Source organism: Acinetobacter sp. ANC_7588, assembly GCF_056783995.1.
Genome location: NZ_JBWYIU010000011.1, coordinates 1 through 26,024 on the forward strand (window position 1 = coordinate 1; position 26,024 = coordinate 26,024).

Annotated in this window: 25 protein-coding genes; 23 read left to right on the plus strand and 2 right to left on the minus strand. The window is 36.8% G+C overall.

The annotated features are described in order from the left end of the window. The first annotated feature begins 218 nt into the window (after window positions 1-218). The 5 genes from AC1M9J_RS10930 to AC1M9J_RS10950 all read left to right on the plus strand — a co-directional run bounded on the left by AC1M9J_RS10930 (window position 219) and on the right by AC1M9J_RS10950 (window position 5,833). Window positions 219-1,109, plus strand: a complete 891-nt coding sequence (locus AC1M9J_RS10930; protein WP_481596405.1) for a LysR substrate-binding domain-containing protein — start codon at window positions 219-221, stop codon at window positions 1,107-1,109. Between the two features lie 167 nt (window positions 1,110-1,276). Beyond that, entirely contained in the window at window positions 1,277-2,623 is a 1,347-nt protein-coding gene (locus AC1M9J_RS10935) for a spinster family MFS transporter (RefSeq protein WP_481589338.1), read from the plus strand. A gap of 36 nt (window positions 2,624-2,659) precedes the next feature. Further along, entirely contained in the window at window positions 2,660-3,652 is a 993-nt protein-coding gene (locus tag AC1M9J_RS10940) for a helix-turn-helix transcriptional regulator (RefSeq protein ID WP_481587688.1), read from the plus strand. Between the two features lie 88 nt (window positions 3,653-3,740). Further along, window positions 3,741-4,856 (plus strand): NAD/NADP octopine/nopaline dehydrogenase family protein, encoded by a 1,116-nt coding sequence (locus AC1M9J_RS10945; protein ID WP_481596403.1) that lies wholly within the window; start codon window positions 3,741-3,743, stop codon window positions 4,854-4,856. Continuing rightward, window positions 4,847-5,833, plus strand: coding sequence for a 3-hydroxybutyryl-CoA dehydrogenase (locus AC1M9J_RS10950; RefSeq protein ID WP_481596413.1), 987 nt, complete (start codon window positions 4,847-4,849; stop codon window positions 5,831-5,833). The genes AC1M9J_RS10945 and AC1M9J_RS10950 overlap by 10 nt, the downstream gene beginning before the upstream one ends. 30 nt (window positions 5,834-5,863) lie before the next feature. Here the strand turns inward: AC1M9J_RS10950 and AC1M9J_RS10955 are convergent, their stop codons facing one another. After that, on the minus strand, window positions 5,864-6,331 hold the full coding sequence (locus AC1M9J_RS10955; RefSeq protein ID WP_092767678.1) for a MarR family winged helix-turn-helix transcriptional regulator: 468 nt from the start codon (window positions 6,329-6,331) through the stop codon (window positions 5,864-5,866). Window positions 6,332-6,469: 138 nt separating this feature from the next. On the opposite strand from AC1M9J_RS10955, the gene AC1M9J_RS10960 reads away from it, so the two are divergent. The 17 genes from AC1M9J_RS10960 to AC1M9J_RS11040 all read left to right on the plus strand — a co-directional run bounded on the left by AC1M9J_RS10960 (window position 6,470) and on the right by AC1M9J_RS11040 (window position 23,343). After that, entirely contained in the window at window positions 6,470-7,603 is a 1,134-nt protein-coding gene (locus AC1M9J_RS10960; protein WP_481596402.1) for an amidase, read from the plus strand. Then, window positions 7,600-8,757, plus strand: coding sequence for an acyl-CoA dehydrogenase family protein (locus tag AC1M9J_RS10965; protein ID WP_481592079.1), 1,158 nt, complete (start codon window positions 7,600-7,602; stop codon window positions 8,755-8,757). Before AC1M9J_RS10960 ends, AC1M9J_RS10965 begins: the two co-directional genes overlap by 4 nt. 24 nt (window positions 8,758-8,781) lie before the next feature. Then, a complete protein-coding gene (locus tag AC1M9J_RS10970; RefSeq protein ID WP_035266405.1) occupies window positions 8,782-9,141 on the plus strand; it encodes a hypothetical protein in 360 nt (119 codons plus the stop codon). A 10-nt stretch (window positions 9,142-9,151) separates the two neighbouring features. Then, complete coding sequence (locus AC1M9J_RS10975) at window positions 9,152-9,688, plus strand: nuclear transport factor 2 family protein (protein ID WP_481592080.1); 537 nt, start codon at window positions 9,152-9,154, stop codon at window positions 9,686-9,688. 30 nt (window positions 9,689-9,718) lie between these two features. Then, a complete protein-coding gene (locus tag AC1M9J_RS10980) occupies window positions 9,719-10,996 on the plus strand; it encodes an aromatic ring-hydroxylating oxygenase subunit alpha (RefSeq protein ID WP_481952310.1) in 1,278 nt (425 codons plus the stop codon). A gap of 10 nt (window positions 10,997-11,006) precedes the next feature. Continuing rightward, on the plus strand, window positions 11,007-11,492 hold the full coding sequence (locus tag AC1M9J_RS10985; RefSeq protein ID WP_092767687.1) for an aromatic-ring-hydroxylating dioxygenase subunit beta: 486 nt from the start codon (window positions 11,007-11,009) through the stop codon (window positions 11,490-11,492). A 9-nt stretch (window positions 11,493-11,501) separates the two neighbouring features. After that, on the plus strand, window positions 11,502-12,239 hold the full coding sequence (locus AC1M9J_RS10990) for an SDR family NAD(P)-dependent oxidoreductase (RefSeq protein ID WP_092767689.1): 738 nt from the start codon (window positions 11,502-11,504) through the stop codon (window positions 12,237-12,239). A 29-nt stretch (window positions 12,240-12,268) separates the two neighbouring features. Further along, complete coding sequence (locus tag AC1M9J_RS10995) at window positions 12,269-13,222, plus strand: PDR/VanB family oxidoreductase (protein ID WP_481596401.1); 954 nt, start codon at window positions 12,269-12,271, stop codon at window positions 13,220-13,222. A gap of 49 nt (window positions 13,223-13,271) precedes the next feature. Next, window positions 13,272-14,234, plus strand: a complete 963-nt coding sequence (locus AC1M9J_RS11000; protein WP_180028234.1) for a p-hydroxyphenylacetate 3-hydroxylase reductase component — start codon at window positions 13,272-13,274, stop codon at window positions 14,232-14,234. Between the two features lie 226 nt (window positions 14,235-14,460). Beyond that, entirely contained in the window at window positions 14,461-15,696 is a 1,236-nt protein-coding gene (locus AC1M9J_RS11005; RefSeq protein ID WP_035266345.1) for an OprD family outer membrane porin, read from the plus strand. A 35-nt stretch (window positions 15,697-15,731) separates the two neighbouring features. Beyond that, window positions 15,732-16,874, plus strand: a complete 1,143-nt coding sequence (locus AC1M9J_RS11010; RefSeq protein WP_180028233.1) for an ABC transporter substrate-binding protein — start codon at window positions 15,732-15,734, stop codon at window positions 16,872-16,874. An 85-nt stretch (window positions 16,875-16,959) separates the two neighbouring features. Beyond that, window positions 16,960-17,997: a branched-chain amino acid ABC transporter permease gene (locus tag AC1M9J_RS11015; RefSeq protein ID WP_481597782.1), complete on the plus strand. Its 1,038-nt coding sequence runs from the start codon at window positions 16,960-16,962 to the stop codon at window positions 17,995-17,997. Further along, window positions 17,994-19,796 carry a branched-chain amino acid ABC transporter ATP-binding protein/permease gene (locus AC1M9J_RS11020; protein WP_481609105.1) on the plus strand — a complete coding sequence of 601 codons (1,803 nt, stop codon included), beginning with the start codon at window positions 17,994-17,996 and terminating at the stop codon, window positions 19,794-19,796. The genes AC1M9J_RS11015 and AC1M9J_RS11020 overlap by 4 nt, the downstream gene beginning before the upstream one ends. Further along, window positions 19,793-20,566 (plus strand): ABC transporter ATP-binding protein, encoded by a 774-nt coding sequence (locus AC1M9J_RS11025; RefSeq protein ID WP_481590751.1) that lies wholly within the window; start codon window positions 19,793-19,795, stop codon window positions 20,564-20,566. The genes AC1M9J_RS11020 and AC1M9J_RS11025 overlap by 4 nt, the downstream gene beginning before the upstream one ends. 38 nt (window positions 20,567-20,604) lie before the next feature. Beyond that, window positions 20,605-21,606, plus strand: a complete 1,002-nt coding sequence (locus tag AC1M9J_RS11030; protein WP_481587678.1) for a ketopantoate reductase family protein — start codon at window positions 20,605-20,607, stop codon at window positions 21,604-21,606. Continuing rightward, entirely contained in the window at window positions 21,596-22,339 is a 744-nt protein-coding gene (locus tag AC1M9J_RS11035; RefSeq protein ID WP_228143120.1) for a class II aldolase/adducin family protein, read from the plus strand. The genes AC1M9J_RS11030 and AC1M9J_RS11035 overlap by 11 nt, the downstream gene beginning before the upstream one ends. A gap of 17 nt (window positions 22,340-22,356) precedes the next feature. After that, on the plus strand, window positions 22,357-23,343 hold the full coding sequence (locus tag AC1M9J_RS11040) for a TauD/TfdA family dioxygenase (protein WP_481587677.1): 987 nt from the start codon (window positions 22,357-22,359) through the stop codon (window positions 23,341-23,343). A 604-nt stretch (window positions 23,344-23,947) separates the two neighbouring features. On the opposite strand, the gene AC1M9J_RS11045 is transcribed toward AC1M9J_RS11040, so the two are convergent. After that, window positions 23,948-25,309 (minus strand): spinster family MFS transporter, encoded by a 1,362-nt coding sequence (locus AC1M9J_RS11045; RefSeq protein ID WP_481952311.1) that lies wholly within the window; start codon window positions 25,307-25,309, stop codon window positions 23,948-23,950. A gap of 173 nt (window positions 25,310-25,482) precedes the next feature. Between AC1M9J_RS11045 and AC1M9J_RS11050 the strand changes: the two genes are divergently transcribed. After that, entirely contained in the window at window positions 25,483-25,932 is a 450-nt protein-coding gene (locus AC1M9J_RS11050; RefSeq protein WP_092767707.1) for a MarR family winged helix-turn-helix transcriptional regulator, read from the plus strand. The last annotated feature ends 92 nt before the right edge of the window (window positions 25,933-26,024 follow it).

The window sequence follows — 26,024 nt, forward strand, 5'->3', positions numbered from 1 at the left end:
ATTTTAATGAGGACTAAGGTTTGAGTTTGCATCGTTGCGACCGCCATCTTGTGTGGGCGGATCGTCGGGATTTCAACGAGCAAGGTTTCAATATTTTTGTACATGCAGCAATATATTCCATTAATATATGCTAAATACCTTATTTGAAATAAAGTATTGAAAATAGAGGTTAAGTAGTATATTAAAATACTAAAAAAGTATGGATTGAGGAAATTTCAATGGAATTAAGAACATTAAAGTATTTTGCTACTGTGGTCGAAGAAAAAAGTATTACAAAAGCTGCTGAAAAATTATGTATCGCACAACCACCACTTACACGACAAATCAAAAACTTAGAGTCAGAGTTAGGTGTCGTATTATTTGAAAGAGGCATGAGACCGATCAAAACAACTGAAGTTGGAGAATTTTTTTACCAATATGCTGTACAGATACTGACCTTAACAGCACATGCTAAATCGATGGTAAATCGATATAAAGTGACAGATACTACCGTACGAATTGGGTATGTTGGTTCGCTTTTTTATTGGAAATTACCTGAGATTATTGATTATTTAAGAAAGCATATTGCAAATATAAAAGTTGAATTAGTGGAATGCGGAACCAGAGACCAGGTAGAAGCTTTGAAATTGGGAAAAATTGATATTGGGTTTGGTCGATTAGGAATTAGTGATCCTTCAATAAAAAGAATAGTGATCGAAAGAGAGCAACTTTTTTTAGCAGTGCACAAAGATCATACATTAGTGACCCAAAATGTTAAGGAAGTACATTTATCACAATTGGTCAACGAACATATTTATATATATCCAAATACTCCTAAACCAAACTTCTCAACTTTTATTCAAGGAATATTCTCTGAACTTGACTTAATTCCACAAAATCTGATCGAGACGAGAGAAATCCATATGGCATTGGGGATGGTGTCATCTGGTGAGGGGGGGTGTATTATTCCAAAGAGTGCATGCTCTATAGGTATGAAAAATTTGAAATTTATACCAATTCTAGATAATGAGGCTGAAAGTCCAATTACAGTTGCCTATAGAAGTATCGATAATAATGAATACATCAAACAAATATTAGATTATCTAGACGAATTGAAGAGCATGAACTAATTTTTATGATTAGATTAATATAAAATATCTATTTATATGTAATATTTAATGGAAAAATAAATAGAATAATAATGTTAAAAATGATATTAATTTTATAAATCAGCATAAATTGGCATGGATTTGTCATAGGGATAGCGCTGATCTATAAAATATTTAGGATGATTTCGATGGAAAAAATTTCCGAGTTAAAGAGTAATGATGCAAAAAAAAAGGATATTTATGCTTGGTATGTTGTAATACTTTGCATGATTGCATATATATTTTCTTTTATCGATCGTCAAATTTTGGCTTTGATGATTGAACCGATAAAAGCAGATTTGAATTTAACAGACACGCAATTCAGTTTACTTCACGGACTAGCTTTTTCTTTATTTTACGCATTCATGGGTCTTCCATTGGCTTATATCGCAGATCGATTCTCAAGACCAAAATTAATTGCTGCCGGGATTGTATTTTGGAGCATTGCAACAGCTTTATGTGGTTTAAGTAAGAACTTTATCCAGTTGTTTTTGAGCAGAATGGGTGTAGGAATTGGTGAAGCTGCTTTGTCACCTGCAGCCTATTCAATGTTTAGTGATATGTTTGCAAAAGATAAATTGGGTCGAGCTGTCGCTATTTATTCGATTGGATCTTTTGTTGGTGGGGGAATCGCATTCTTAGTAGGTGGTTTTGTCATTGGATTACTCAAGGACATGTCTCTTATCGCTGTACCCTTATTTGGAATGTTAAAGGCATGGCAAGTGGCGTTTATTTTAGTAGGTTTACCAGGAGTCATTATTGGCATATTGGTACTTTTAACTGTTAAAGATCCTAAGCGTAAAGGGCAAATGGTCGATGCGCAGGGGAACGTGGTAAAAGTAAAGCTTAGTGATACTTTTAAATTTTTGAAAAAGCATAAAAAAACATTTACATGTCATTATTTGGGATTTACTTTTTATGCCATGGCATTGTTTTGCTTAATTAGCTGGACACCTGCATTTTACATACGACATTACAATATGACAGCTACTGAAGTGGGCTATATGTTGGGTGCCGTGTTACTGATTTCAAATACTTTAGGTGTATTTGCGGCTGGTTGGATGAATGATTATTTTATTCAAAAAGGCAGAAAAGATTCGCCTATGTTTGTGGGTGTGATTGGAATCGTAGGTCTGATTATTCCAATGATTTTGTTTTCACAAGTTAATGAATTATGGCTATCAGTTACATTGTTGGTTGTTGCAATGTTTTTCGCTTCTTTCCCAATGCCGATCTCAACAACAGCAATGCAAATGCTTTCGCCAAATCAATTACGTGCCCAAATCTCATCTATCTTTTTACTCATCAGTAATTTGATTGCTTTAGGTATTGGTACCACATTAGTGGCTTTAATTACGGATCGTATTTTTGAAAATCCTTTAATGGTCGGTTCATCGATATCTATCGTTGGTGCAATATCATGCGTATTGTGCTTTGTCTTATTGAAAGTGGGTTGTAAAGCCTTCGAAAATAGTTTGCAAGTTGAGTCTAAATAAATCATGTCTGAATAAAGTAATGAGGGTACACCTATCATGTATTTATCGAATCTGAAACTTTTAAAGAAATTCAACTTATTGTCTTCAAAAGATTATTTTCAGATTAAAGATGTGATAGGACAATACTTGTGCCCTCATCAATTTGAAGTATTGAATGATGAATCTTTAGAAGTAAAATTAAGTGGGTTTTCATTTGGTCAAGTTGCACTATTTGAATTAAGTTACAATGCTCCAGTTCAAATTAGTTTTGGTGCTGAGTGTCAAAGTTATCTGTTTAGATTTAATTTGGAAGGGGAATGTAAAGTCAAATATGATCATTCAACTTATCAACAACGTCCTGGATTACTTACAGTTTCTCATCCTCATTTTGAAAATAGAATTGAACTCCAAGCCAAATGTAGAAATATCATATTAAAAATTGATCATGAGTTGATCAACACTGTTTTATATCGCTTGTTGGGGTATATCCCTCAAAAAAATCTTATTTTCGATAGTGGCATTTCCTATACATCTGAAGAAAGAATTTCAATTTTAGAAACACTGAACTACTTATGCTTTGCATATTCAAATATTGAAAACTGGTGGCAAATTTCTGATAGCTTTAGTTCATATTTGACTGAGTTATTACTGATCAAAATTCCACATAATTTCAGTGAACGAATCGCAGATAAAAAATATCAACTCATCCCAAGTTATATCAAAAATGCAGCTCATTTGATTGAGCAACATTATATGGAAGCAATCTCGATTGAGGAAGTTGCGAGGCTTGTAAAAGTCTCGGTAAGAACGCTTCAAAAGGGATTTAATACCTATTTGAACCAAACGCCTCTCAGTTTCATGACATCAATCAAATTGGACCGAGTTCATCAAGAACTTAAACACACTCAGGTTGATCAGCCTATAATTGATATCTTCAATGCTCATGGTGTAAGAAGTTTTGGACACTTTACTCGGCTTTATAAAAAACGTTATGGATGCACGCCTTCAGAAACCGTGAAACAAAACAAATTAATAGAAATAAATTCGTAATTCGAATAGCAGCACCGCTTTTTGACGCGAGTAAAAGGAAGAATCTTTCCTACTATCACAATACACAATAAATATGTAAGGGAAGAAAATGAAAATCACGGTTCTTGGCGGTGGACATGGATGTTATGCATCAGCAGTGGAGATGGCGGAAAAAAATCACGAAGTTAAATTATGGCGAAGAGATCGAGATTCACTAAAAGAATTAGCGAAATATGGTGAGCTTACTGTAAAAGACTTTCGTGGCACTAGAACAGTATCTGTTGGGGATGAACATCAAAAAATCCAACTTGAAACTGATTTATCCAAAGCTATTGAAAACGCTGAATTGATTATTATTCCTTTACCCGCAACAAGCCATGAAGATTTATCGATTGAAATAGCACCCTACTTAACATCTGGTCAAGTCGTATTTTTACCCCCAGGTACTTTTGGAACATACCTATTTGCTCAAGCAATGCTTAAAGTTGGAAATAAGTCTGACGTGGCTTTTGCTGAAACGGGTACTTTGCCATATTTAGTAAGAAAACATAGTCCGAATTCTATCGTGATTAGTGTATATGCGACGCGATTGCCTACTGGGGTCTATCCAGCAAAATTAAAAGATCATGCTATTAGAGTATTAAAGCAAGCTTATGACAGCATCGAGCCTATAGAGGATGCTTTGAGTGGAGCTTTAATGAATGCAGGACCCATTATTCATCCTCCATTAATTATGCTCAATGCTGCACCTTTAGAACATTTTGATGTATGGGATATTCATAATGAAGGTACTCAACCTTCAGTGAGGAAAGTAACGAGCTTATTAGATCAAGAGCGAATGAATATTCGTGAAGCATTGGGATACTCGAAACAGCATTTCCCACTCGCAGATCATTACAATAAAGAGGGTGAAGGAGATGAGTGGATGTATGGTAGGGGGGCACATGGTAAGTTGACTGACAGTGGCGATTGGCGCGAGAAAATAGATTTACATTTACATCGGTATATGCTCGAAGACACACGATTAGGCCTGTCATTTATTGTATCGGTTGGTAAGTATGTTGGAGTCAAAGCGCCGATTGCTGAAGGGCTTCTGAATATCGCATCATCAATTACTGGTAGGGATTTGTATAGTGAGGGTCGCACTCTTGAAAATTTAGGGTTATTTGATTTAACACAGCAACAATTAAAACACCTGTTGAACTCCGGAGAGCAATCTGCATGATTAAAAATATTATTATTGTAGGTGCAGGTAGAATGGGTAATGCGATTGCGATCGCATTCGCATATGCAGGAATTGAGATTGCACTTGTAGACGTAAAAGATCGAAACCCAGCAGAAAAAAATGAATTTCTGCAAAAATGGAATGACAGCCTCGACCAAGAGTTGCATCTCTTAGAACATATCGGGATGTTAGTGAATGATCAATGTAAAGTATTAAAAGAAAGAATTCATTTCTATTTCAAAGATAATCAAACTATTGATTGGAAAAATTGTGAATTAATTATTGAAGGTGTACCTGAAATAATGACTCATAAACAACACTGTTTTCGGTGGTTGGAACCCTTAATTTCTAAAAACTGTATTGTGGCATCAACGACTTCGACCTTTTTGGTCACTGATATAGCAAAATTAATTTCTCATCCAGAACGTATTGTTAATGCGCATTGGCTTAATCCTGGATATTTAATGCCTTTAGTTGAGCTAAGCCGATCTGAGCATACTGCTGATATAGCAGTAGAAAAACTAAAAACATTACTTGAGGCAATTGGTAAAGTCCCTGTGATTTGTAATGCAGTTGCTGGATACATTGTTCCAAGAATTCAAGCATTGGCAATGAATGAAGCAGCGAGAATGGTTGAAGAACACGTAGCAAGTGCTGAGGATATTGATAAAGCGATTCGTACAGGTTTTGGTTTGCGTTTTTCAGTGTTAGGTATGCTAGAGTTTATCGATTGGGGTGGAGGAGATATTTTGTATCATGCTTCTGAGTATTTGAGAGAAGAACTTGGTGAGCGTTACAAAGCCCCTGATATTATCAAAAAAAATATGATGGAAAATAGAAATGGCATTAGAGAACTATCAGGTTTTTACAAATATGAAAGTATGGATATTTATCAATATAAACTAAATGTCATATCAAAATTCGCTGAAAATTTGCGATTTAATCAGCTTATTCCACAATATGAAATTATGAAATAAGCGTTAGTAGGTAAAAAGATTTTAGTCTTTTTACCTATTTGGCATTAAATTGAATATTTTCTTTAATTGTAAATTTAGTGACTCAAGTTCTTGTTCATCAAAAGAATTTAATATACCAGCTAAAGTAACACGATTGATCTGATTAATTTCATCCACAAGACCATATCCTTTTTCAGTGAGCTTCACCATAGAAATCCTTTCATCATGAGGGGATGAGAAAACTTCAACTATCCCTTCTTCGACTAATCTATAGATTGCCTTAGTTGCAGTTGTTAATTTGATTGTTGCTAAATTTGCTATTTCAGTGATATTGGCTTCACCGAGAGCATTTGTACTCAAAATGATTTTTCTTTTTGTATTATCGAGACCTATTTTTTTTAAAGATTTATCAATCAATTGGGAATACTTACCATTAACTTGAGATATCCAAAAAAATGGAAAATTTTCCAAACTTTTGGGATCGTTATTTGGCAAATAATTTTCAAAATTTTTTAACATGAGCAGCAATTAAACTTAAAAAAATATAATTGATTATACAAGAAAAAAGACAAAGATTATTTTATTTCAAAATAACTTGACAAATACATTAATTTTTCAGATATTGATGTTGAGTATAAAAATACATGGAAAAGTGAATTGAATATTATATCTAGAAGTCTCTCTTTAGGAGATGGAAAAATTAGAGTCATGGTTAAAGACTCAATTGATATACAAAATGAAGTGACGACACTTGGAACTCAGGCGCGCGTTGAAGCATGCCCTGCAAACTCACACGCTGAAATTATAAAAAATATACTCAACAGTGATTGCAAAATTATTGGAAAAACTCATCTTCATGAACTTGCATTCGGTATAACTGGAGTAAACAAAAACTTCGGAACACCTTTAAATGTTAAGTATCCGAAGCTTATTCCTGGAGGTTCTTCCAGTGGTTCGGCTGCAGCTGTTGCGGCGGGTCTAGCAGACTTTAGTATTGGTACAGATACAGGTGGCTCAATTCGTATGCCAGCCGCTTGCTGTGGAGTGTATGGTTTAAAACCTTCATTTGGGCGTGTTAGCCGTGTTGGGGTTTGGCCAAAAGATACCACTTTAGACTGTGTTGGGCCATTCGCATCAGATATCAATAATCTGATTCTTGCTATGCAAATCATTGATCCTACTTTTAAACAAATCCAAATTGATCAACAGCAGATTCAATTAGGAATATTGCGTGTCGAAGCGGAATCTGAAATTTGGCATGTCTTAGATGCTGAGTTAACAAAAATTGATTTACCTCAAAAAAATCTAGTCATAAACAATATTGATGAAGCATATCAAGCAGGTATGTCGATCATTAATTATGAAACTTGGGGTGCATATCATGATCTTACTCAAACTGGACTTCTAGCCAATGATGTTCAGCAGCGTTTATTAAAAGCATCTGAAACCACTCAAAAAGATGTTGAAAATGCTGAATTAATCAGAACTCAATTCACAAAGCAGATCAATGATTTACTCAACAACGTTGATGTCTTGATACTGCCGACACTACCTCAATTTCCACCTAAATTAGACGAAGCTGAAAATACTGTTGCTTTCCTCAATTTAACTAAGCTCGTGCGACCATTTAATTTATCGGGCCATCCAGCGCTCACGATTCCATATGAAACATCAAATGGCTTACCTGTCGGTATGCAATTAATCGCTAAGCATGGTGAAGATGAAAAATTGTGTGCTATTGCACAACACATTGTCGATATTACGAAGCATTCACAAGGAGGTGGCAAATGAGCAATTTAGCCAAAGATCAAACTGAGAGCTTGATTGATCTTGAAGAATTATGTCAAGAGATTAGACAGCGAGCGTGTTCGGGTGAATTCGACGAACAAGCATACGTGAGTCAAGACATTATTCAAAAACTGAAATCAATTGGGGTATATCGTGCTTTAGTTCCTAAACGTTTCGGTGGTGATGAGGTTTCACCGCGTACGTTTTGTGAACTTATTGAAAGGCTTTCTAAAGCAGATGGATCAGTAGGTTGGGTTGCAAGTTTTGGTATGAGCCCAGCTTATCTTGGGAGTTTACCTGAAGAGACACTTTCTGAACTTTATAAAAATGGCCCAGATATCGTTTTTGCTGGTGGAATTTTTCCACCGCAAGCTGCTCAAGTGACCGATGATGGTTTAGTTGTAAAAGGCCGTTGGAAATTCTCAAGTGGTTGTAAAGGTGCAGATATCGTTGGTGTAGGCATTGCCCCGATCAAAGATAATGAATCTCATGGCTTACCACGTATGGCTGTTTTACCAGCGCATAAAGCACAAATTGAAATGACGTGGGATACAGTAGGTTTAAAAGGCACAGGTAGTCACGATCTCATTGTCGATAATGTACTTGTACCTGAGCATTGGACTTTTGTTCGGGGTGAGCCATCTAAACTCAGCGAACCATTTTTCAAATATCCATCCCTCTCTTTGGCGACTCAAGTCCTCACCGTAGTCGGAATTGGCGTAGCCTCGGCGTCATTGGAAGAATTTAGAAAATTAGCTCCAGGTAAGTCGTCGATTACTGGAGGTGCAGAAATTGCTAATCGACCTATCACTCAGTACGAATTTGCGAAAGCTGAAGCTGAGTTCCTAGCTGCAAGAACATGGTTCTACAACACCATGGATATTGTATGGGAAGAAGTACTCAACGGGCGAAAACCTGCGCCACATTTAATTAGTGATATGCGTCTATCTTGTACACATGCTGCAAGAGTCTGTGCAAAGGTCACACGCAAAATGCAAATGTTAGCTGGCATGACTGCCATTTATACCAACCATCCATTTAGTCGCTTTGTGAATGACACGAATGTCGTGACACAGCATGCATTTATGGGTGATGCAACTTTACAAAATGCTGGTGCGATGAGCTTTGGGCTTAATCCGACACCTGGATATTTATAAATGACCGAAAAGAAGGAAATCGAAATGGAAGCTAAAAAATCATTACGCGTATTGTTCTGTATGGGGATTAACCAAAACTTCTTTGATGCAGAGCCAGCAGAAGCAAAGGCAGTATGGGCAGCATTTGGTGAAATGTGGAATGGTATCCATGATTTACCTGGCGTTCATGTATACGGCAACTTAGATGATGATCAAAGCATGGTAGGTGCAAGTACGGGTTGGCCTTGGACAACCTATTTATTGGCTGATGTACCTGATATTGAAACAGTTCATGCTGCATGTAATTTATTCCGTACGACTGTGGTCGGAGAAGGTCCATATAAACTTTGGAAGTATTGCAAAGTTGAAGCAAGAGTTGGTCGTGAATTAATTATTCAACGATAAGGATATCGATATGGTCGACTCTAATGAACTCAAAAGCATTCTTCAACGTCTTCAACAGTTGGAAGCGCAGAATCAAATTCGTAATTGCGTAAATCGCTATATGGAAATTTGTGATGAACTTAATCAAAACACAAATTTAGAAGCGCTGATGGATTTATTTGATCGTGAGTGTATTTGGGAGGGGGTAGGGAAAAAATACGCCCAGTCATTTGGTCGGCTTGAGTCTTGGCAGGCAGTATATGACATGTTTAAAACATACACGCTGAAGGACTCGCATTTTGTTATGAATGCACATTTTGTGAATTCTGAACAAATTTATATTGATGGTGATGTGGCTGTTGGTCACTGGTTGATGTTGCAAACATCAACTTTCAAAACGGGTGCAAGCCACTTGAATGCAGCCAAACTGACAATCCGTTTTAAGCAACAAAATAATGGCATTTGGAAAATCAAACACTTCCAAACAGAAAATATTTTCAGTCGACCAGTAACGCATTGGACCAGTGATGATGAGTTACCAGTACCGCAATCAAATTTAGTCGGTTGAGTTGCATAAACAGTTATAAGGGAATACATGATGAATAGTGCAATACCAGTTCAAAATATTGAAATTGATTACAATGAATTAGTTCAAAGTGACCGAGTGCATACCTCTTTATATAAAGATGCACAAATCTTTGAAGATGAAATGGAAAAAATTTTCTACAGCACTTGGGTTTGGGTTGCTCATGCAAGTGAAATTCCAGATGCTGGTAGTTATAAAACGATTAATATTGGTAAACAACCTGTAGTTGCTGTACGAGATCGTAAGAAAAAAGTCCACGTTTTACTCAACCGCTGTCGCCATCGTGCTGCTACAGTTTGTGAGCATAAAAAAGGCAAAACAAATAGCTTTGTATGTCCATATCATGGTTGGAGTTACGCTTTGGATGGTACATTGCGTGGCGTTCCTTCACCTGAAAGTTATGGCGAATGTTTAGATAAATCTGAATTTCCACTGATCAGCTTACGTGTAGAAGAATATAACGGCATGATCTTTGCGACCTTCAAAGACGATATTGAGCCATTAGAAGACTTTTTAGGTGCTGCGAAAAAGTGGATTGATCTATTCATGAAGCAAGGCGCAGGTTATCCAGTCAAAGTATTAGGTGAACATCGTTTTACATTCCCAGGTAACTGGAAGATTCAGTTGGAAAATACAACTGACGCGTATCATTTCCCATTGGTTCATAAATCATTCTTAAGTTCTGTAGACGAAAAAACAGAAGAGCTTTTCAACTTTGAAAATCAACCAGGCTATGTTGAAGATCTAGGAAATGGTCACAGCGTGATGGTGATGATTCCAGAACTGGTAGATCTTGATGAAGAGTTGATGGAGCGACCAATCCAAGAGCGTTTTCAAGAACTTGCCCAAGCGCTACGTGAAGAAGGTCATGAGGAACTTGAAGTTCGTCGAATTTGCCGTGCTGTCGGTGGTTCGGGCTTTAACTTAAATATTTTCCCTAACATTGCATGTTCTATGGCGTTCTTCCGTGTAATGCAACCATTAGCGGTAGATAAAACTGAAATTCACCACTCAGTGATTACGATGGATGGTGGACCACAAATTGCCAACCAATATCGCCTACGTCTACATGAACATTTCCAAGGTCCTTTCGGTTTTGGTACGCCAGATGATGCGGAAGCTTGGGAGCGTGTACAGCATGGTGCAAATGCGGGCAATGATCTTTGGATCATGTTGAACCGTGGTTTACCAGGAGAAGTCAAAACTGAAGATGGTCTGAAGAGTGACGTGAGTGCTGAAACAGGCATGCGTGGCGCTTACCAACAATGGAAAAAGTTGATGACGGCTTAAGGGGAAGAGCATGAAAATTAATTTAAATCTTTTGAACGAAGTAACAGCATTCATTTGGGCTGAAGCTGACATGTTAGATCATTCAGAGTATCAAGCATGGTTAAATTTATGGAATGAAAATGGCAAATACATCATTCCAATTGATCCATCATTGACAGATTACGAAAACCATTTGAACTATGCATATGACAATCACCACATGCGTCAATTACGTGTAGAGCGTTTAGAAAATGGTGAAGCAATCTCGACAGCTCCCAAGGCCAATACTGTTCGTAGCCTGTCACGTGTGCGAATTATTGAAGAAACTGATCACAAGATAATTTTACGCTGTGCACAAAATTTAAGAGAGTTCCGCAAAGAAAATTTACGTCATTACACTGCTGATGTGATTTATGAGCTAATACGTCAAGAGAATGGCGAACTCAAAATAGACCGTAAAATTATCAATCTAGTCAATTCGACAGATACCTTAGCTGGTATCAGTTACATTCTATAGGAGGTGACCATGTCACAAGTTGTTTTGGTTACTGGTGCTGCCTCTGGTTTAGGTAATGTGATTGCTGAATATTTTGCTGAACAAGGGCATCAAGTTATTTTAACTGCAAGTACCTTAGAAAAAGCGGAAAGTGCTAAAGCTGCGAGTCAGTATCCATCGCAAATGTATCCCTTAAAACTGGATATATCAGTAGAGCAGGACTTTAGAGAAGCAGTGAGTTGGATTGAAACTCATTTCAACAAGTTGGATGTTTTAATCAATAACGCCACAGTAACTAAAGCAACTCCTGTCCTTGAAATCACTGCGAGTGATTTTGATTGGGTGACACAAGTCAACCAACGAGGAACCTTTCAGTCATGCCAAATTATTGGTCAATATATGGCATCTAAAGGCTTTGGTCGAATTATCAACATGGCTTCATTGGCTGGTCAGAATGGTGGTACTGCAACGGGAGCGCATTATGCAGCTTCAAAAGGGGCAATCGTAACTTTGACTAAAATTTTTGCAAAAGAATTTGCCGCTAAAGGTGTGACGGTAAATGCCGTAGCACCAGGACCAATGGAGTCTCCAATAGTACACAGCGTTGTTTCAGATGAAAAAATGGAAGCGTTTATCAATAACATTCCTGTCAAGGCTTTAGGCAGTATGAGTTTTATCGCTGAAACTTGTGCTTTGTTAGCATCCCCACAAGCAGCTTTTGTGACAGGAGCAACATGGGATATTAACGGAGGACTATTTATGCGCTAAGCATTGGCTTAGTCATAAAGGGGAAAACTATGAACGAAAAATACTCCGTAATAGTAAATAAAAGATCAGTAGAAGCGGAAAATGTTGTTGTATTAGATTTAATTTCAGCAACTGAGTCTCCATTACCTGAAATCGAAGCTGGATCACATATCGATCTATTCCTGCCTAATGGTTTAATCCGTCAGTATTCTCTATGTCAAGATCCTAGTTTAAAAGGTGTTTTTCGACTAGGGATCTTAAAAGACGAAGCATCAAGAGGGGGGTCACTGTCGGCGTTTAATGACATCTTTGAAGGGATGCAACTACAAGTCAGCCATCCTAAAAATTTGTTCCCATTGTTAGATGCATCTCACAGCATTTTAGTTGGTGGTGGTATTGGGATTACACCGTTAATTACCATGGCTTATGATTTATTAAATAACGATAAGTCATTTGAATTGCATTATTGTGCAGCTTCCAAACAAACCGCTGCATTTGTAGATGAAATCAAGCAAGGTCCCTTAGCGAGTTATACAACTTTCCATTTTAAAGATGATGGTGCAAATCATCGTGAATTTTTTGATCACGCAATGAAAGATATTGCCAAAGATTCACATTTATATACCTGTGGTCCTAATGGATTTATGGATTGGATTATTAATCTTGCTGAGTCTAAGGGTTTTAGTTCCGATCAATTACATAAAGAATATTTTCAGGTAGATATTGATTTAGGTGGCGCTAGTTTTGAAGTTGTTGCACAACAAAGTGGTAAAACGATTCAAGTAGCTCCAGAGGAAACTATTCTGCAAGCTTTAGCGCGAGAAGGGATTAAAGTCGAGTTATCGTGCGAACAGGGCGTTTGTGGAACGTGTATGTGTGATGTGCTTGAAGGCGAACCCGATCATCGAGACGTCTACTTTACTGACGAAGAAAAAGAAAGTAATGAGCAGATTTTAGTGTGTTGTTCTCGATCAAAAACACCGAGATTAGTTTTAGATATTTAATAGTTGAATTGCCATCATGGAAGGTCATTTTGGGATTCAGGAGAAGGGAATGAATAGTTATCAAAAATCGGAAGAACAAGCTATTGATCCGATGAAATTCCGCAGAGCACTCGGTAATTTTGCAACTGGGGTTACTATTATTACAGCGCAAAATGCGCAAGGTGAAAAAGTGGGTGTAACTGCCAATAGTTTTAACTCAGTTTCATTAGACCCACCTTTAATCTTGTGGAGTATTGATAAAAAATCGACCAGTTTTGAAGTTTTTAAAAACTCTAGTCATTTTGCAGTCAATATTTTATCTGGATCACAAATCGAGGTATCGAATAAATTTGCTAAACGCAATATTGATAAATTCGAAGGAGCAAACTACCGTTTGGGTGTAGGTAATGCTCCAGTTCTGGAAAATTGCTCTGCTGTTTTTGAATGTGAATTATTTCAAATTGTAGAAGGCGGGGATCACTGGATTATTATTGGAAAGGTAGTTAATTTTCAAGATGAAGGTCGTAGTCCATTAGTATATCACCAGGGTGCGTACTCAGCAGTAACACCACACCCAATGTTAAGAATTAAAGATTCAAATCCGGTCCAAACTGATGATTTGGGTCAACTATATCAAGGTAACTTATATAATAATGTTGCCTATCTCATGAGTCGAGCATTCAAGTTTTATCAAAATGATTACATCCCAAAGCAATTAGTCACAGGTTTTAGAACGAGTGAAGCTCGAATGCTTTTAGTGCTAGGCAGTGGTGCAAGTTCATGCAAAGATGATTTGCCACGTGATATAGCAATGCCTATGCGAGAAATAGAAAGAGCAGCGGAAATCCTTAAGAAAGATGAGCTACTAGTCGAAACAGAAGAATTCTACCAATTAACGGATAAAGGTAAAAAAACCGCACATTATTTATTTGATATAGCTGATGAGCATCAAAATGAAGTATTTGCAAAATACAGTGATCAAGAAAAGAATACTTTTATCACCATTCTAAAAGATATTGCGGGTATTCATTAAATCAAATTGGGCTAAATGTTAGATCATTTGGCCTTTTTTTCAATCTATGAAGATTTAAAAGGGATTTAATTATTAATTAAGGTATATAAATATACTTAAAAGAAAATTGAATTTTCTATGGAATTGGAAAAGAATTGGGTTGAATATATGAAATTTCATATAGCTGAATAGAAAAAATTAAACAGGGTTGAGTGAGAAAATCAGTAAAAAACTAAGGGGAAGTTGAGTGAAAAAGTTACCTACATTTGCAATACTAGCAATTTGCTGTAATACAGCAGTTTATGCGGACTTGGTAAAAGATAGTCAAACGACAATAAATTTAAGAAATTTCTTTATTGATCGAAATAACACAACACAGCCTGATGTTGGTAGTTGGTCACAAGCATTAGGTCTAAAGTTTAGTTCAGGTTATACCAATACACCCGTTCAGGTGGGTTTTGACGTGACTTCAAGTTACGCACTAAGATTATCAAATCATAATGCTGAAAGGTCTGATTCGATCTTACCATTTGATCCCATAAAAAATGAGCAAGAACGTAGTTATAATAAATTTGGTGCAACCTTAAAGCTGAAATATAAAGATTCTGAGCTATTAGTTGGGGAACTTTCGCCAAGAACACCTGTTGCATTTATTGATGATTCACGTCAGTTGGTGACAACATATGCTGGTGCGGCATTTGAAACGAAAGCGATTCAAAATTTAAAATTTTCAGCTGGAAGAATCACTCATATAAACGCGCGTAATGATGATGAGTTTGAAAAACTAAGCTTGTTTGCACCAGGTAAAGCAAGAATAGAAAGTAATGGTTTAAGTTATGTTGGTTTAGACTATAATTTTAGCCCTAAAATTTCAGGCTCTTACTGGTTTGGTCAGCTCGAAGATATTTATAACCAACATTATTTAAATGCAGCATATAACACTCAAATTGGCGACTCTAAAATCAAATTAGATGCACGTTATTTCCATAACAGTGAAGCTGGTGACAAATACTATGGAAACATAGATAGCAAAACATTTGGCGTTCAGGCCAACATTCAAAATGGCTCACATAGTTTTGCTGCAGGTGTTCAAAAAAATTCCGGGGATACCAATTTTCCAACATTTGATGGATTCGCTCCTCAACCTTTCCTACATACTTGGTCAACTTTAGGTTTCATCAAACCTGAAGAACTTACTTATCATGCACTTTATTCTTATGACTTTAAAAATGTTGGTTTGCCGGGTTTAAGAACGACTTTGCGTTATTTATATGGTACGAACATAGAGCGTAATGGCCTACCAGATAATAAAGAAACTGAAGCTAATTTCATTGTCGGCTACACCGTTCCAGAAGGGTCTTTTAAAGGGTTGGGTATAGAATGGAGGTATATCGACACGACTACTAAATATGGTGCAGGAACAACCAATGGTAATGATTTTGTTGAAAATCGAATCATTACTACATATAGCTATAAATTCTAATTACATAAACAGTTAATGGACAAACTGGAGATTATATGATGTTTAAAAAATTATTATTATCAACAAGCTTAATCGCAATTGCCACTTATGCTCAAGCTGATATCACGATTGGAGTTGTGACATCATCATCCGGACCTGTAGCAATGGTAGGTATACCACAAAAAAATACAGTTGCTTTATTACCTAAAAAAATTGGTAATGAGAATGTTCGATATATTTCTCTTGATGATGCGAGTGATCCTACAGCATCTGTCAAAGCTGTCGAGAAACTAATTAAAGAAAACAAAGTTGATGCAATCATTGGTCCTTCTGGTTCACCAAATGCTTCTGCTGTGATTGGGACGATTGCTAAAGCGAAAGTACCTCTTCTTGCACCGGTTGGAACTTCTACGATAGTCATGCCAATGACGGATCAAAAAAAATGGGTGTTTAAGACCACTCAGAATGATGAAATCATCGCAGAAGCGCTTGTGCAAGATATGGTGAAGCGAAAAATTACAACTCTAGGATTTATCGGTACTGCTGATCCGTACGGAGAAAACTGGGGAAAAGTCTTAGCGAATTTAGCAAAGAAAAATGGGATTAAGATCGTTGCTCAAGAATCATTTCAACGTCAAGACACCTCTCTAACTGGTCAAGCGTTAAAACTTATAAGTAAAAAACCACAGGCAATTCTAGTTGCAGCACCAGGCAGTTCAGCAGTGCCCCCACAAACTGCTTTATATGATCGAGGCTATCGAGGGCAAATTTATCAAACGCATGGTGCGGCTTTAGATCAATATTTAAAAATGGGTGGCAAGAAAGTAGAAAATACGATTTTAGCTGCCAGTTTAATGCTTGTTTTAAATGAAGTATCTAATACACATCCTTCTAAGAAAATTGCTACTAAATATATCAATGATTATAAAGCAAAATATAAACAAACACCTGCAACCTTCGGGGCAAATGTGTATGACGCAGGTATTTTGCTTGAAAAAGCTGTACCGACTGCTTTGAAAAAAGCAAAGCCTGGCACCGTGCAATTCCGTGAAGCTCTACGTGATGCATTGGAATCTACAAAAGAAGTCGCAGGAACTCAAGGCGTGTATAACATGAGCCCATCTGATCATAGTGGATTTGACAAGCGTGGGCGTGAAATGATCATTGTTAAAAATGGTCAGTGGAAACTACTGAAGTAAATTTAGCTTTTCATAAATGAACTCAGAGCGATATGCATATATCGCTCTAGGTAAATTCATCCTCAAAAAAGGGTAGGAAGATGTTATGGATTTAAATATCGCGTTAATTTTGGGGCAGGATGGTATTACCAGTGGTGCTATTTATGCATTATTAGCGCTTTGTATCATTTTAGTTTTTACTGTCACTCGGATATTACTTATTCCATTGGGTGAATTTGCTGTGTTTGGTGCATTGACTTTGGCATCCATTCAAGCAGGTATTCCAAGCTTAATAGTTTGGCTGGTCGTTGCGTTTTTTATTGTCAATACAAGTCTGGATTTATACGCTAAATTTTTTAAAAATCAAATATTTAATATCAAAATTTTTATTGCATCAATAATTTATATTTCTTTGATCGTTATCGCGATGTACACACTACCTTTAGCGACGCTTCCAATGCCAATTCAAGTTTTATTGACTTTGGCTGTGATTACACCGCTTGGTCCTCAAATGTATCGCACTTTTTTTCAACCTTTGGTGGCAGCCAAACCTTTAGTCTTATTGATAGTGTCGATAGCGGTTCATGTGGCATTAGTCGGTTTAGGACTCGTGATATTCGGTCCAAATGGTGCTCAAACACAACCGTTTAGTGACAAAAGCTTTGAGATTGGAACTCTTGTTTTAAGTAGTCAAACTTTGATCATTATCGCTTCATTCTTTGTGATGATTTTAGTGCTTTGGTATTTCTTTGAAAAAACACTCTATGGCAAGGCTTTGCATGCAACCGCTGTCAATCGAATCGGTGCACAGCTCATGGGTATTTCTCCAATCTTTGCGGGCAAACTGACTTTTGTTTTAGCTACATTTATCGGAACCTTATCAGGCATTTTAATTGCACCGATCACAACCCTGTACTACGACTCAGGATTTATTTTAAGTCTGAAGGGATTTGTAGGGGCAATCATTGGAGGACTAATCAGCTTCCCAGTCGCAGCAATTGGTGCCGTGATTGTTGGTGTTATTGAGTCTTTCTCGATGTTTTGGGCAAGTGATTACAAAGAAATCATCGTCTTTACATTAATTATTCCTTTCTTACTTTGGAAATCGCTCACAACTCGTCATGTTGAGGAGGATGAAGAATGAAATCAAAAACTTATTTCTTTATATTTGCGCTTATTGTATTCATCAGCCCATTTTTTTTACCGACCTATCAAGTCACTTTATTGAACTATATTGGTCTAAATGCATTAGTCGTGTTGGGTCTTGTATTGGTGACAGGCGTTGGAGGCATGACTACATTTGGTCAAGCAGCCTTAGTGGGAATTGGCGCATACGCAACTGCTTACTTAACTGTGACTGAACAATTACCAAGTTTCCTCGCATGGACAGGTGGAAATCCTTGGTTTGGACTTCTGCTCGGAATAGTTATCACAGTCGCATCTGCGATTTTGGTGGGTGGCTTAACACTTAAACTTTCAGGGCATTATCTGCCTTTAGGTACGATCGCTTGGGGCATTTCACTTTATTATTTCTTTTCCACCATTGAAACTTTAGGTGGGCATTCTGGAATTTCGAATATTCCCTCTATTTCTATCGCAGGATTTGCCTTTGATAATGGCAACAAAATGTTCTACCTCATTTGGCTCATTGTATTCATTGCCATTATTTTGACAAAAAATCTTTTAAATTCTCGAGAGGGTCGAGCAATCCGTGCTTTGAAAGGCGGACAAGTAATGGCTGAGTCTATGGGAGTAAATACGTTTAGAGCAAAAATGATCATCTTTGTGATTGCTGCAATTTTTGCATCAATTTCAGGGTGGCTTTATGCACACACGCAAACTTTTATTAACCCGACACCTTTTGGACTCCAAATGGGTATCGACTACTTGTTTATGGCGTTGTTAGGCGGTGTCGGTAGTATTTGGGGTGCAATATTAGGTGCAGGCATATTCACCATGGTACGCCAATGGTTGCAAGATGCTTTGCCTATTATTTTTGGCGGACAAGGTCATTACGAAACAATCGTATTTGGATTAATCATTGTTGTATTGATGCAAAAAGCACCATCAGGGATTTGGTCATTTATTACTAAGTTGATCCCAAATAAATATAAGCCAGTAGATTTATATCCTTCAATCCACCCCATTCCTCAAATGGACAAAGTAGAAAATCAAATCAACAAGGGTGAATTGATATTAGATGCGAAGAACATCACGAAAAAATTTGGTGGCTTAGTTGCGAACAATGAAATGAATCTGAAAATTCACGCTGGAGAGGTTCTCGCTTTAATTGGTCCGAATGGTGCTGGTAAAAGTACCATGTTCAATCAAATATCAGGTGTAGATGTTCCAACAAGTGGTGAAGTTTTATTTAAAGGTAAAAAAATAAATGGCATACCATCCAGAGAAATTGCCAAATTAGGATTAAGTCGCACATTCCAACACGTAAAAATATTGCCTGAAATGACTGTATTAGAAAATACAGCCATAGGTGCACATTTGCGCGGAGAAAAAAGTGTCATCTCATCCATGTTACTTCTTGATCGAGTTGAAGAAAATGAACTTCTCAATGAGGCTAAATATCAACTAGAACGTGTAGGGCTTGGAGAATATTTGTATGTCGAAGCTGGCAGTTTAGCACTCGGGCAGCAACGTATTTTAGAAATTGCACGTGCTTTATGTGCGAACCCAAGCTTATTACTACTTGATGAGCCCGCAGCAGGATTAAGATTTAAAGAGAAACAAGCCTTAGCTGAACTTCTAGCGAAATTACGTGCTGAAGGTATGGCGATTCTCTTGGTCGAGCATGATATGGACTTTGTCATGAATCTCGCAGACCGAATTGTGGTCATGGAGTTCGGTCAAAAAATTGCTGAAGGATTACCAGAAGAAATTCAAAAAAATGAAGCTGTATTGGAAGCTTATTTAGGAGGTGCTGCATGATCACAATGCTTGGAAATCAAGAGGGCACGCCTCTGCTAGAAGTAAATAATTTGAGTGTTGCTTACGGAAAAGTCGAAGCGCTTTCAAATTTTAATATGCGTGTTAATCAAGGCCAAATTGTTTCTGTTGTTGGTCCAAATGGTGCGGGTAAAACAACTTTATTGTCTGCAATTATGGGGGTGCTGGGTTCTAAAGGACACGTCGATTTCGATGGACATGTGGAGCAATGTCCACAGGTTGAGCAAATGGTCATTCGTGGGCTTGGATTAGTGCCTGAAAAACGAGAGTTATTTGGAACAATGTCTATTGAAGACAATCTTATGCTTGGCGCTTTTCAACGCTATCGCCAAAGAGACAAAGAGATTTTGAGCACTTTAGATGAAGTGTATGACATTTTTCCTCGTTTGAAAGAAAGACGATCACAGCAAGCAGGAACACTTTCTGGTGGTGAACGACAAATGCTTGCAGTAGGTCGTGCACTCATGGCTAAACCTAAATTGTTGATGCTTGACGAGCCGAGTTTGGGATTAGCGCCACTCATCACCCGAGAAATTTTTAAGGTGATTGACCAATTAAGAGGACATGGCGTGTCTATCTTGTTAGTTGAGCAGAATGCTAGAGCTGCTTTAAAACTTGCAGATTATGCTTATGTCTTAGAAATGGGAGAGCTTTCAATGGAAGGAAAGGGCTCTGATTTAGTTGAAGATCCAAGAATCATCGAAAGTTACTTAGGAATTAATAGTAAGCATCAAGACGTATTAGCTATTTAGAACATAACTACTTATACGCTTTTCAGGGTTTTGAATGGATGTCAAAAAAAATTTTGGTATATGGTGCTGGAGCCATAGGCTGTGTAGTTGCTGCTAGATTAACGCTAGCAGGACACCAAGTCACTGTTTTAGCGCGAGGGGAAAAAGTCGAAACGCTAAAGCAAAAAGGGATTCATTTAAAAGATGTACTGGGTGAATTTCAAGTACATCCATCTCGAATTGTGGATACTGAAGAATGCATTGAAAAACAGGATTTTATATTTATAGCAACCAAGTTTAACGCTTTATACGAAATCTCAACTCAGCTGAAGCGTTATATGCATAACGCGACAGTCATCGTGCCGTTAATGAATGGCATACCCTTTTGGTATTTTTACGGTTTAGAGAATAACTCTGAACATTCAAGCATAAATTGTTTAGATCAACAGGGCGTTTTAAATGACCATTTTCCATTAGAACATTTAATTGGCGCTGTCGTATTTATTACAGCGCAAAGTGTCAATGGAAATGAGGTCAAATCAGACAATCCATATTTGTTGATCTTTGGTGAGCCGAGTCATCAAATGACTGAACGATTACATGCTCTTGTTGAATTGTTTGAAAATACAAGTATCGAAGCACGACCCGTAGAGAACATCCGAGATCAAATTTGGACCAAGGTTATGGCTAACTTGAGCTCCAATCCATTATCGGTTGTGGCTGATGCTCCGCTAAGTAAAATTTATTCTGATCACAATTTAACTCGAATTACGCAACAAATTTTATATGAAGTTCGAGCTGTTGCGGCTTGCTATGGCGCTCGTATCAATATCGACCCAAACACATTTTTAAAATTGGGTTCAGAGATGGGGGAAACATATACATCAATGTGGCATGACTACAAAAATCATCGCCCTTTAGAGTTAGCACCCATTGCAGAAGCTGTATTTGAATTGGCAGATGCTTATGAATGTCCGATGCCGACATCCAAACTTATATATGAATTAACGGTCTATTTAAGCGAACAAGCCAGAACAAGGAATAATGAAGATGAAAAATAATGTATTGAATGTGTCTGAAGCTGAATGGGCGCTCAGAGTTAAATTAGCGAATTGTTATCACCTTATTGATTATTTTGGTTGGACGGAAACAATTTTTAATCATGTCTCAGCGCGCTTACCAGGAGCTGAACACTATTATTTAGTAAATCCTTTCGGCTTGAACTATACGGAAATCACACCCGAAAATTTATTAAAAGTTGATTTAAACGGTAATAAAGTGATTCATTCTGAATATGATGCCAATCCTGCAGGATTTGCTTTACATAGTGCTGTTCATGGTGCTCGTGATGATATTCGATGTTTAATACATACACATACCACACCAATCAGTGCCATTGCACAAAAGAAAGATGGCTTTAAAAATGACAATTTTTATGGTGCGCAGTTATATGGTCGGGTAGGCTATCATGCCTTTGAAGGCATTACCCTATTCGAAGAAGAAAAACAAAGAATGATCAAAAGTTTAGGTGATCATCACATTCTGGTACTTAGAAATCATGGTGTAGCTGTGGGAGAGAGTACGATTGAAAAAGCTTTTTTCCTACTCTGGACAGTTCAACGAGCGGCAGAAATACAATGCCAAGCGGATTCAATGCGTGGTGACGATGTTGAATTAGATCATATCGTAAAACAGAAGTGTGCAGACTTAACTCAAATGTTAATTCAAGAAAGTGCTTTCGCAGATAAGTTTTTTAATGCGATGGTTCGAAAAATGCAGGAAAACAAACACTAGTTCAGGGATAAATTGCGATGAATACGATATTAAAAGAGAAAATCAGTCATAAGTCGGCATGGGTGGGCAAAGACCTAAAAAATCAGACAGATTGGATTTATTATTTAAGCGCAGAAATGCTTCATGAATTAAGCCAAAATTTGCAATTGATAGAACAACAAGATCTAGAAATTGATCAATTGAATAACACGCATTTAACGATTAATAATTCACAAGTTTTATCTGAATTTAAAAAATATGCCGATGAGCTTGAGAATGGATATGGTTTCTTTCTATTAAAAGGTTTGGATGTCTCTAAATTTAGTGAACGCCAATTGGCGATTATTTACTATTTAATAGGCATGTATATGGGTCAACCCGTTACCCAAAATCCTAAAGGCGATTTATTGGGTAAAGTAGAAAACGTTGGTGATCTTAACAACAAATCAACGCGAGTTTATGAAACAAACGCATATCTCCCTTACCACACTGACTTATCTGACGTAGTTGGATTGCTATCAATTAGAAAAGCAATGAGTGGAGGATTGAGTAGTCTCGTCAGTGCTGCCACAGTCTACAATAGAATTTTAGAAAATTATCCTGAATATCTAGGTTATTATTATCATCCGACTTATTGTGATCATCTTGGTGACTCAGAACCAACACTCACGCCTATATTTAGCTTTTATGACAATAAATTAAGTTGCCGATACTTAAGAGCATATATTGAACTAGGACATGAGCGAAAAGGAATACCTTTATCCAGAGTTCAAGTCGATGCGCTTGATATTTTCGATCAGTACATACAAGATCCTGATCTCAGACTAGATATGATGCTTGAACCGGGTGATATGCAGTTCTGTAATAACTATTGTGTAATGCATTCACGATCGTCATTTATAGATGATGAAGACATCTCAAAGCGAAGAAAATTATTAAGATTATGGTTAAAAATGCCTAATGCCCGATCTTTAGCCAAGGATTTCCCAGGTAGAAATGGTATTCAAAAAGTAAATCTTTCTTAAAAAATGCTCAATATTTGACTACAACCTGACTCGGACTTTTAAGTCCGAGTCTTTTTTTTGCGATTACTCAAAAGTTGTAAGACTGAATCTGATTTAGAGATGAGTATAAATAATAATTACGCACTCATCTGATTGATCACCTAAACAATATTCTTTTTTTGTTAACGCGCTATATGGTTAGGTATTATATCGTCTAACAATATTCACACTTTGTATGAGTTAAGTTAAATCAGCTTCTGGAAGTGAGTTTTCCTCATTCAGCAGTCCTGAACGCATTTTATTAAATTTGAGAGTGATTTCTATTCAAGTAGGGAGAATAATCTGCTCTTCAAACGAAAAATGTTGAAAGCCTAGACCTGACAGGGAATACGTCGTTTATCTTTATTTAATCGGGCATCGGACATGGGTATTCATCATAATGCGGCTTTGGCTTGCAACAAGTAGATTTTGATTATTTTTTTCTACCTTTGATTAGTTTAATCATTATTGATTCTCAGTTGAGAAAAAAGAACTCGAACAGATGTTCGAGTTCTTTTTCTAAAATAAACTAAATATGAGCTTAGATTTTAGAAAATGCTTTATGTAATTTTGCACAAATCACTTCTTATCTGACCATTTCATCTTTTTCTACATCTAGACTTTTCACAAAATGTTTACATCCTGTTTTGAGTAAAATAATAGTCAATAACGCTGAGAATCCACCTACGATTGAAATTGAATAACCCACCATGTTGGTATCACCGAATACTTTATCGGTAATTAATGCGACTAAAGTTGTTCCAATACCTAAACCAATTAAGCTACTGATTAACAAGAAAATTGCAGAAATTTGAGCTCGTAATTGATTTGGAGCTAAAATTTGCATAGCTGCTGTTGAGGTTGGCATTGGGAAAGATGCAAAGAACATAGCCACTGTAAAAATAGCAACAGATAACCACAGTGAGTCTACTAATGTATAGCTAATAATCGGTAAGATAATTCCTAAACCACCTAAATAACCAGCATACATTGCAGCATCACGTCGACCTTTACTTGTCAGATAGTCAGTTAACCAGCCTGCAAAGAAAACGCCAGATGTGTTTGCGATAAGTAGAATCGTTCCTAACATATAACCTGTTTCAACAGGACTTAGACCAAAGTTACGCATATAAAATGCAGGTGACCAGCTCATGACACAAAACAATGCCATTGCATAGAATGTGAAGCCCATGTAGTGACAAGTAAATGTCTTACTGTGCTTTTTTAAGAATTTAAACGAATCCGTAAATTTAACTTTTACGACATTGCCTGAGGCATCGAGTTTTTGTCCTGTTCGTTGCGGATCTCTTACTGTTAAAATAAATAAAAGACCAATAAAAACGCCTGGCAGTCCAACGAGAATAAAGGCAACTTGCCAAGCCTTCATCATACCGAGTAAAGGAACATCAATAAACGTTGCATCTTTTAATAAGCTGATCACATAGCCGCCAACGAGAAAAGCCATCCCTCCACCGATAAAAGAACCAATGGAGTAAATACCAACGGCTTTACCTAATTTGTCTTTACTGAACATATCACTAAACATGGAATATGCTGCGGGTGATAATGCTGCTTCACCAATGCCAATCCCCATTCTTGAAAGAAAAAGTTGAATGAAGTTTTTACTTAGACCACAAGCCGCTGTTGCTAAGCTCCAAAAAATAATGCCAATTGCAATAATTTTTGGTCGGGAAAATCGGTCTGCTAAATAAGCGATAGGCAATCCCATAAATGCGTAAAATAGGGAAAAAGCTAAACCGTGCAATAGACTAAACTGAGTATCAGTTAAATTTAAATCTGCTTTGATCGGTTCAATCATCAAGACTAAAATTTGTCGATCAATATATGAAAATATATAAGCCAACATACATAGTGTGACTACGTACCAAGCGTATCTCGTATTTTTTTTGACCGAAGCAGGTTCTTCAGCATTTAGAGTATTATGCATTTTCGTATCCTATATCCTTAAGGGTTTGATTTTTATTCCATTATTTTTTTAGCTAAACTGTGACTAGGTATTCAAATTTAAGCAGCATTAGTCATATATAATGCAAAGTTAAACTCAAATGCTTTTTATCAGCATACTGATAATATTTATGATTTTATAAAAGGGCAATAGGTATGTTTAAAAAAAATACGAATTCACCTGAAATATTTGATAATGAATCGGGTTACCTTGGATTTTTATTAAGAAAGACATCTCATGTATATCGTTTAAAAATGGAGCGTGTACTTGCTGAATATTCAATCACTCCACCACAGTTCACAATTTTGAAAATTATTTTGACTTACCCAGGTTTCACAAATGCGGAAATAGCACGTTTTGCTTCATTAACACCGCAAACAGTAAATTTGATGATCTCAAAATTAGAAAAACAAAATATTCTCTATAAAACTTCTCATTCTACGAATAAGAAAATTCAATTAATTGAGATATCAGATTTAGGGAAAAAACTTATGGAAGATTGTGGTGATGCTATTGATCGTTTAGAAGATTCTCTAGTCGATGGTTTTAGTGAAAGTGAAATAAGAATCGTCAGGAATTGGATGAAAAAAATTAATGAAGAATAATTTTCTAAATTATTTGGTTTTTGAACTTGTATAATTATCAGTACACTGATAATTTTTAAGTACATAAAAAAACTGAATGGATTTAGAGGAAA